General features: G+C 63.4%; 8 protein-coding genes. All 8 read left to right on the top strand.

What is annotated here, in order from left to right; translation table 11 throughout:
• Nucleotides 1–550, top strand: a 550-nt coding sequence (locus tag VF794_RS19365; protein WP_331112518.1) for a carboxyl transferase domain-containing protein, incomplete at its 5' end; no start/stop codon positions are given.
• 108 nt (nucleotides 551–658) lie between these two features.
• Nucleotides 659–1,294, top strand: coding sequence for a hypothetical protein (locus VF794_RS19360; protein WP_331112516.1), 636 nt, complete (start codon nucleotides 659–661; stop codon nucleotides 1,292–1,294).
• Between the two features lie 131 nt (nucleotides 1,295–1,425).
• On the top strand, nucleotides 1,426–2,934 hold the full coding sequence (accC, locus tag VF794_RS19355) for an acetyl-CoA carboxylase biotin carboxylase subunit (protein ID WP_331112514.1): 1,509 nt from the start codon (nucleotides 1,426–1,428) through the stop codon (nucleotides 2,932–2,934).
• Nucleotides 2,935–2,991: 57 nt separating this feature from the next.
• Nucleotides 2,992–4,296, top strand: a complete 1,305-nt coding sequence (locus VF794_RS19350; RefSeq protein WP_331112512.1) for a KGGVGR-motif variant AAA ATPase — start codon at nucleotides 2,992–2,994, stop codon at nucleotides 4,294–4,296.
• Complete coding sequence (locus VF794_RS19345) at nucleotides 4,293–5,738, top strand: hypothetical protein (protein ID WP_331112510.1); 1,446 nt, start codon at nucleotides 4,293–4,295, stop codon at nucleotides 5,736–5,738. Before VF794_RS19350 ends, VF794_RS19345 begins: the two co-directional genes overlap by 4 nt.
• A 28-nt stretch (nucleotides 5,739–5,766) precedes the next feature.
• Nucleotides 5,767–6,276: a biotin/lipoyl-containing protein gene (locus VF794_RS19340; protein ID WP_331112508.1), complete on the top strand. Its 510-nt coding sequence runs from the start codon at nucleotides 5,767–5,769 to the stop codon at nucleotides 6,274–6,276.
• Nucleotides 6,277–6,285: 9 nt separating this feature from the next.
• The gene (locus tag VF794_RS19335) at nucleotides 6,286–7,947 is read left to right on the top strand and encodes a methylmalonyl-CoA mutase family protein (RefSeq protein WP_331112506.1); all 1,662 of its coding nucleotides are present in this window, start codon (nucleotides 6,286–6,288) and stop codon (nucleotides 7,945–7,947) included.
• Nucleotides 7,948–7,954: 7 nt separating this feature from the next.
• A partial coding sequence (locus VF794_RS19330) for a YfbM family protein (RefSeq protein ID WP_331112504.1) occupies nucleotides 7,955–8,382 on the top strand: 428 nt, incomplete at its 3' end.

Here is an 8,382-nt window from a genome sequence, read left to right as displayed (position 1 = left end):
CCTGGACATCGACGCGAGCGTGAAGGCGGCGCGCTTCGTGCGCTTCTGCGACTGCTTCAACATCCCGCTCATCACCTTCGTGGACGTGCCCGGCTTCCTGCCCGGCACCGACCAGGAGTGGGGCGGCATCATCACCCACGGTGCCAAGCTGCTCTACGCCTTCGCCGAGGCCACCGTCCCGAAGATCACCGTCATCACCCGCAAGGCCTACGGCGGCGCCTATGACGTCATGGCCTCCAAGCACATCCGCGCGGACATCAACTACGCCTACCCCACCGCGGAGATCGCCGTGATGGGGCCCGAGGGCGCGGTGAACATCATCTTCCGCAACGAGCTCCAGAAGGCCCCGGACGCCAACGCCGAGCGCACCCGGCTGGTGAACGACTACCGCGAGAAGTTCGCCAACCCCTTCAAGGCGGCCGAGCTGGGCTACATCGACGAGGTCATCCGCCCCGAGGAGACCCGCGCCAAGGTCATCCGCGCCCTGGAGATGCTCAAGAACAAGCGCCAGGAGAATCCGCCCCGCAAGCACGGCAACATCCCGCTGTAAGCAGGCAGGCGAGCAGGGCCCGTCTTCGGAAAAAAAATCGGACGCCTCCCCGGGGAAATTTTCGGGGGGGCGTTCGCGCTTGAAGAGGCGCACGAAAGGAGCCTTTGTTTGTCTCAACCCCGCCTCGTCCTCTTCCTCGCCGACATCGAGGGAAACCTCACCGCGCTGCGCCAGACCCTCTCCCGCGCCTGTGAGGATGCCAATGTCCCCGTTCCCGATGTGCGCTGGGTGGAGAGCGCCACGGCCCTCGCGGATGCCGGCTGGCGTGTGGCCGAGCTGAAGCTCACCCCCTCGGGTGGCAAGGCCGTCCCCGAGGACCACCTCGACGCTCTCGTCCGCGCCGTGGCGCGCGACTTCCGTGACCAGGCCGTGGGCCTCTACACGGACAAGGCCGGCAGCTATGGCCGCGCCTCCATGAGCGAGCCCGGCCGTCCCTCGCGCTCCCTGGAGGGCGAGTACATCGACGTGGTGCGTCAGACCGCCCGTTGGCTCGGTGTGGAGGGCCCCGTGCTCGGCCGCCTGCTCGACGGTGGGGCGACCGCCCGCAACCTGCTCGCCGCCGCGGTGGACTTTGGCGCCGAGGACCCCAAGGCCCCCGCCAAGGGCCAGAAGGGCCCGGGTCGGCGTCACCCGGAGCCGCCCCCTCCCCCTCCCGAGCCGGACGAGGATGACCGCTTCGTCGAGGCCAAGCTGGGCGAGGCCCGCAGGCTGATGGAGCAGTACCTCAGCAGCCGCGCCAAGTAGCCCCGGGAGCGACCCGCTCCAGCGCTACAGGCTCCGAGTAGCAGCGCGTATCGGTGGCCGGGAGACCTTCCCGGCCTCCCACGCGCTCGCGCTCTGCGGTGGCCGGCTCCCCTGTGCTAAAGGGAGCCGCCATGGCCAAGATCCGCAAAATCCTCGTCGCCAATCGAGGCGAGATCGCCGTCCGGGTGATGCGCACCTGCAAGGAGCTGGGCATCGCCACGGTGGCCGTCTACTCCGAGGCGGACCGCTCCGCCCTGCATGTCCGCACCGCCGACCAGGCCTTCCTGGTGGGCCCGCCCCCCTCGCGCGAGAGCTACCTCGTGCAGGAGCGCATCCTCGAAGCCGCCAAGAAGGCCGGCGCGGATGCCATCCACCCCGGCTATGGCTTCCTCTCGGAGAACGCGTCCTTCGTACGCGCGTGCGAGAAGGCCGGCATCACCTTCATCGGCCCACCCGCCTCCGCCATGGACGCCATGGGCGAGAAGACGCGCGCCCGGCAGAACATGATCAAGGCCGGGGTGCCCGTGGTTCCCGGCACCGCCGAGCCCATCGCCACCATCGAGGAGGCCCGGGCCTACGCCGAGAAGATCGGCGTCCCGGTGATGCTCAAGGCGGCCGGCGGCGGTGGCGGCAAGGGCATGCGCAAGGTGGAGCGCCTGGAGGAGTTCGAGTCCGCGTGGCGCGCGGCCAAGAGCGAGGCGATGAACGCCTTCGGCAACGACGCCGTCTACATCGAGAAGTACCTCGAGAAGCCGCACCACGTGGAGATCCAGGTGTTCGCCGACCAGTACGGCAACACCATCCACCTCAACGAGCGCGAGTGCTCGGCGCAGCGCCGCCACCAGAAGGTGGTGGAGGAGACGCCCAGCCCCATCCTCACCCCGGAGATGCGGGCGAAGATGGGCGAGGTGGCCGTGAAGGCCGCCAAGGCCGTGGGCTACGTGGGCGCGGGCACGGTGGAGTTCCTCGTCGACGTGCACCGCAACTTCTACTTCCTGGAGATGAACACCCGCCTCCAGGTGGAGCACCCCGTCACCGAGTGGGTGACGGGCCTGGACCTGGTGGCCTGGCAGATCAAGGTGGCCGAGGGCGAGAAGCTCCCCTACACCGAGGCGCCCCAGCCCAACGGGCACGCCATCGAGGTGCGCATCTACGCGGAGGACCCCGCGCGCAACTTCATGCCGAGCCCCGGCCGCATCAGCTACCTGCGCGTGCCGGGCGGCCCGTACCTGCGTGACGACTCGGGCGTGTTCCCCGGGTACACGGTGCCCAACTTCTACGACCCGATGATCTCCAAGCTGTCCGTGTGGGCTCCCACGCGGCGCGAGGCCATCGAGCGGGCCAAGCGCGCCCTGGGCGAGTACGTGGTGAAGGGCATCACCACCAACGTGCGCTACCTGAAGGGGATCCTCTCGCACCCGGAGTTCGTCGAGGGCGACTACGACACGAGCTTCCTCACGCGCGAGCACGAGACGCTCCAGGGCAAGGAGGATCCTCAGCTCACCGAGGCCGCGCTGCTGGCGAGCGTGGTGTACGCGTACCAGCGAGATCAGAAGCGGGCGAAGAGCCTCCCCCAGACCTCTTCCGAGGGCGGCAAGGGCGGCATCTCCGCGTGGCGGCTGTCGGGCCGTCGGCGCTAATTGACATTTAAGAAAACCTGATTACAGCGTTCTGGACATTAAATCGCGAGATAAACCATGACGGTCTCCACCAAGCCCGTAGTTCGATTTGACGAGGCATTCACAAAAGCCTCAACTATCGCGGAAAAGTTCGCAGGCGAAACGGGTTGTACTGTCGTGCTTACTCGGGACGACTTCGGTCGAGTCAAGTTCCACATTGATGACCGAAACGGCAAACCCCTTGCCGCCTCTGCGCTGGACAACACTCGCGCCGAACTCACCAAGCAACTTGGGGAGTTTGCGCACGCCCCCGATGACGCCATTACCTTGGCGTCCGCCATGCTGAACCCTCGGGACATTTTTGAAGCCTCTGAAGCCCTCCGGGTTTCCACCAATGTCCATCTTATCGAGCAAGGTTCTCGGGGGTTGGACTGGTACAGGGGCCCGTTTGGGGCCCCTGAGGTACCTCGTGTAACTTTCTTTGGCATCAAAGGCGGAGTCGGCCGCTCATCCGCAACTGTTGCCTGGGCTTGGCATCTTGCCAATGCAGGCAAAAAGGTCCTCGTTGTCGACTTGGACCTTGAGTCTCCAGGGCTGACCTCGACATTACTCCCTGATGAGAGGATCCCTACCGTCGGGATTGTTGATTGGTTCGCCGAGGACGCTGTCAAGCAAGCAGACGATGCAGTGTTGGCCGAAATGGTCGTGCGCAGTCCGCTTGCTGCTAACTCAGATGGTGAGATCTTCATCGTCCCGGCAGCCGGTCAGCTCAAGGCTCCGTACACTTATCTGCCCAAACTCACCCGCGCTTATGGCGACAGCACAGGCATGGATTTCGCCACGAGGCTGAACCGGCTTCTGACCTTGCTTGAAGCGCGTATTCGCCCCGACATCACCCTGCTCGATAGCCGGGCAGGACTCCATGAAATTGCGGCTGTGTGCATCACCCGCCTGAACGCGCGATGCTTGCTTTTTGGCCTAAACACCAGCCAAACCTGGACTGGTTATCAGATTCTTTTTGAAAGCTGGCGTAGCAACCACGAACGCGCCAAGCTTTTCCGCGAGAACCTCAAGATGGTGGCCGGCCAAGTGCCGGAAACAGAGTCATCCCAGTACATGAGTGACTTCACCACAAAGTCCTATTCGCTCTTCCAGCAAAATCTCTACGATGAGGCAGCTGTCGAAAACACTTCTGCCTTTAATTATGACGTAACCGATCCCGAAGCACCTCATGTTCCTTTCCGCATCAATTGGTTCCGCGCTCTTCAACAGTTCGACCCCGTAAGAAACCCGGGAGCATTGACCAAAGGTCAAATTGATGCCGCTTTTGGCGACTTCTTGAAAGACGCGACTCTCTGGGTCTTCGGAAAGCCCTTGCCATGAGTTCACTGAGTCGTCAGCTACGTGAAGAAATTCGAGGCGCGATTCTTGATGCCATCCCTCCCGATCTCTCCACACATGGGACCGCTCCCGACCCGAGTTACTTTTACGTTCCGAGACGGCATGCACATGCTTTGCACCCAGACAATGTTCTAGTGCGGGGCATCCGCGGAGCGGGCAAAAGCGTCTGGTGGGCAGCGCTACAATCAGTCGAGCACAGGAAACTACTTGCGCGCGTATTGCCCAATGTAGAAGTCGACGAGAACACAAAAATTAGCGCTGGCTTTGGAATTTCTCAGCGTCCCGACGAATACCCCGACAAGCGTGTGCTTGCCAAGATTTTGAAATCAGGCGTATCTCCTGAACTCTGCTGGCGCACAGTCATTGCTTGGCACACTTGGTCCGCTGGGACGCCCTTGTCCGAGCTGAAGACTTGGTCTGCGCGCGTTAACTGGGTGAATGACAATCCCGAAGAGTCAGCCATCAACTTTGCAGATTACGACGCAAAGTTGCGAAAAAAAGGGATCCGCCATTTGATCCTTTTCGACGCTCTCGACAGAGTAGCAGAAACTTGGGAGGCACAAAGAAGCCTCTTGTCGGGACTCCTGTCCACTCTTCTTGAATTTCGCTCATATTCTTCGCTACGCGCCAAAGCTTTTGTTCGTCCAGATATGCTTGAGGCTACTGTTACGAACTTTCCTGATGCCTCCAAGGTTACAGCAAATGCGGCAGACCTAAAATGGCAGCCCTTAGATCTATACAGTCTACTTTGGCAATATCTTGCAAACTCCTCTGCACATGGGCAGAGCTTCAGGGAACTCAGCCAAAAATATCTACTCAATGATTGGAAAAAGACCTCAGATGTGTGGCGCATACCTGATGACTTGCGCAGCAATGAGGAAGTGCAGTTTGATGTCTTTCACGAAATAACTGGTCCATGGATGGGTCGTGATGCGCGGAGAGGGCTCCCTTACAGGTGGTTGCCAAACCACCTAGCTGATGCATTAGGCCAAGTTAGTCCCCGTAGCTTCCTCTCTGCCCTCAGAACTGCGGCAGAGCATGAGCAACACATCGACCCAAACTATGCACTTCACTACGAAGCCATAAAGCGCGGTGTACAAGCGGCATCCCAAATACGTGTCGATGAAGTCAAAGAGGATTTCCCATGGATCGGCTATGTGATGGAGCCACTCCATGGCCTAGTCATCCCTTGCACCTTCGATGAAATTGCAGTGCTTTGGGAGGCATCTGACATCGTCAACACCCTAAAAAGAGGGGAAGGATTACCACCCAGGCGGCTCAGTTCAGGTCTTCTTGGGCTGCGTAGGGATCTTGTAGAGTTGGGACTCTTTTTGGAGATGCCAGATGGCAGGATCAATATTCCCGACGTCTATCGAGTTGGATTTGGACTAGGAAGAAGAGGCGGAGTAAAGCCGGTGCGTTAGCATGCACATCCGATTTCAGAGAACCAACATGCGCTACTTCGCGAAATTGCAGGGCCAGAAGGAAGCGGTGCCGGTGGACATCGAGCCGGCCGGTGAGAACCGCTTCAAGCTCACGCACGAGGGCAAGACGTTCTTCGTGGACGCACTGACGCTGGACCATGGCGCCGTCTCCATGCTGGTGGATGGCACCTCCTACGGCGTCGAGTTCGACGAGCAGGGCGACGAGGTGCACGTACTGGTGCGGGGGCAGGTGACCCGCGTCGACGTGGCGGACGAGCGCCGGCTGCGCCTGCGCGCGGGCACGACGGCCTTCTCGGCGGAGGGCAAGCAGGTCATCGCCGCGCCCATGCCGGGCAAGGTGGTGAAGGTGCTGGTGAAGCTGGGCGACGAGGTGAAGGAGGGCCAGGGGCTGGTGGTCGTCGAGGCGATGAAGATGGAGAACGAGCTGAAGAGCCCCAAGGCCGGCAAGGTGGTGGAGCTCACCGCGAAGGAAGGCACCGCGGTGGAGATCAACGCCAGGCTCGTCGTCGTGGAGTAGGAGCAGCCCATGTCGGACACGAAGGCAGAGAAGGCCCGCTGGCGGCAGAAGACGTACGAGAAAACCAAGGCGAAGGCCGGGGAGCGGCAGCCGGAGTTCCGCTCCTCCAGCGGCCTCACCATGGAGCCGGTGTACACCCCGGACGACGTGGCGGGGGACTACATGGAGAAGCTCGGCCTGCCCGGCGAGTACCCCTTCACCCGCGGCGTGCAGCCCACCATGTACCGGGGCCGCTTCTGGACGATGCGCCAGTACGCGGGCTTCGGCACCGCCGAGGACGCCAACCAGCGCTACCACTACCTGCTCAAGTCCGGGCAGACGGGCCTCTCGGTCGCCTTCGATCTGCCCACGCAGATGGGCCGGGACGCGGACCACCCGCGCGCCCGGGGCGAGGTGGGCAAGGTGGGTGTCTCCATCTCCTCGCTGCGGGACATGGAGACGCTCCTCCAGGGCATTCCCCTGGGCGAGGTCTCCACCTCGATGACCATCAACGCCACCGCGCCCATCCTCCTGTGCCTCTACGCGGCGGTGGGCGAGAAGAACGGCGTGGCGCTGGAGCAGCTCTCCGGCACCGTCCAGAACGACATCCTCAAGGAGTACATGGCGCGCGGGACGTACATCTACCCGCCGCAGCCCTCGTTGAGGCTCATCACCAACCTCTTCGCCTTCTGCGCGAAGCGGGTGCCGAAGTGGAACCCCATCTCCATCAGCGGCTACCACATCCGCGAGGCCGGCAGCACCGCGGCGCAGGAGATCGCCTTCACGCTGGCCGACGGCATCGCCTACGTGGACGCGGCGCTCAAGGCGGGGCTGGAGGTGGATGAGTTCGCCGGCCGCCTCTCCTTCTTCTTCAACGTCCACAACAACTTCCTCGAGGAGATCGCCAAGTTCCGCGCGGCGCGCCGGCTGTGGGCGCGCATCATGAAGGAGCGCTTCAAGGCGAAGGATCCCCGCTCGATGATGCTGCGCTTCCACGCGCAGACGGCGGGCAGCACGCTCACCGCGCAGCAGGTGGACAACAACGTGGTGCGCGTGGCGCTCCAGGCGCTCGCGGCGGTGATGGGCGGCGCCCAGTCGCTGCACACCAACAGCCGGGACGAGGCGCTCGCGCTGCCCTCCGAGGAGTCGGCGCGGCTGGCGCTGCGCACCCAGCAGGTCATCGCCTACGAGTCGGGCGTGGCGGACATCATCGACCCGATGGGTGGCTCGTACGCGGTGGAGCGGATGACGGACGAGCTGGAGGCCAAGGCCGAGGACTACATCCGGCGCATCGACGAGATGGGCGGGATGGTGGAGGCCATCGCCAAGGGCTACCCGCAGGGGGAGATCCAGGACGCGGCCTACGAGGCCCAGCGCGAGGTGGAGCAGAAACGCTCGGTGGTGGTGGGCGTCAACCAGTTCCAGGTGAAGGAGCCGCCGCCCTCGGGGCTGCTGCGCGTGGACGAGGCGGTGGAGCGCACGCAGGTGGAGCGGATGAAGAGGCTGCGCGCCGAGCGCGACAACGCGGCGGCCCAGCGCACGGTGGATGCGCTGCGCAAGGCGGCGGCGACCCCGGACGAGAACCTCATCCCCCTCATTCTGGACGCGGTGAAGGCGTACGCGACACTGGGAGAGATCTCCGACGCCATGCGGGACGTCTTCGGAGAGCACCGCGAGCACGTGGTGCTCTGAGGGTCTGATGGAAATGCTCGGCACACTGCGCAGCCTGACGGAGAACCAGCGACAGAAGCTGCTGGAGCAGCCCGACAAGCTCGAGGAGTTCCTCGACGACGAGGAGGACTTCGGGGACGCGGAGGGCGCGCGCTTCCTCGACCTCGACATCGCGGAGACGTGGCACGGCCTCCAGTACCTGATGACGGGTACGGCCTGGGAGGGCAAGGCGCCGCTGGACTTCCTGGTGCGCGGGGGCGAGGACGTGGGGGACATCCCCTCGGACGAGGGCACCGCGCGCGTCTTCACGGCGGACGAGGTGAAGGCGCTCTCCAAGGCCCTCGACGCCCTCTCCGAGAAGACGCTGGCCGGACGCTACGACGCGACGAAGATGCAGGCGGAGGACATCTACCCCGGCATCTGGGAGGAGCCGCCCGACGACCTGGACCCGAAGGA

It is taken from the genome of Archangium sp., from assembly GCF_036389735.1.
GTDB lineage: Bacteria > Myxococcota > Myxococcia > Myxococcales > Myxococcaceae > Archangium.
The sequence above is the reverse complement of the archived record's forward strand: the minus strand, read 5'-3'. Positions and strand labels throughout refer to the sequence as shown.

What these genes read in the sequence shown, in the direction of transcription:
- VF794_RS19350 (WP_331112512.1), top strand. Translation starts at nt 2,992, where the DNA reads ATGACGGTCTCCACCAAGCCCGTAGTTCGATTTGACGAGGCATTCACA.
- VF794_RS19340 (WP_331112508.1), top strand. Translation starts at nt 5,767, where the DNA reads ATGCGCTACTTCGCGAAATTGCAGGGCCAGAAGGAAGCGGTGCCGGTG.
- VF794_RS19335 (WP_331112506.1), top strand. Translation starts at nt 6,286, where the DNA reads ATGTCGGACACGAAGGCAGAGAAGGCCCGCTGGCGGCAGAAGACGTAC.
- VF794_RS19345 (WP_331112510.1), top strand. Translation starts at nt 4,293, where the DNA reads ATGAGTTCACTGAGTCGTCAGCTACGTGAAGAAATTCGAGGCGCGATT.
- accC (WP_331112514.1), top strand. Translation starts at nt 1,426, where the DNA reads ATGGCCAAGATCCGCAAAATCCTCGTCGCCAATCGAGGCGAGATCGCC.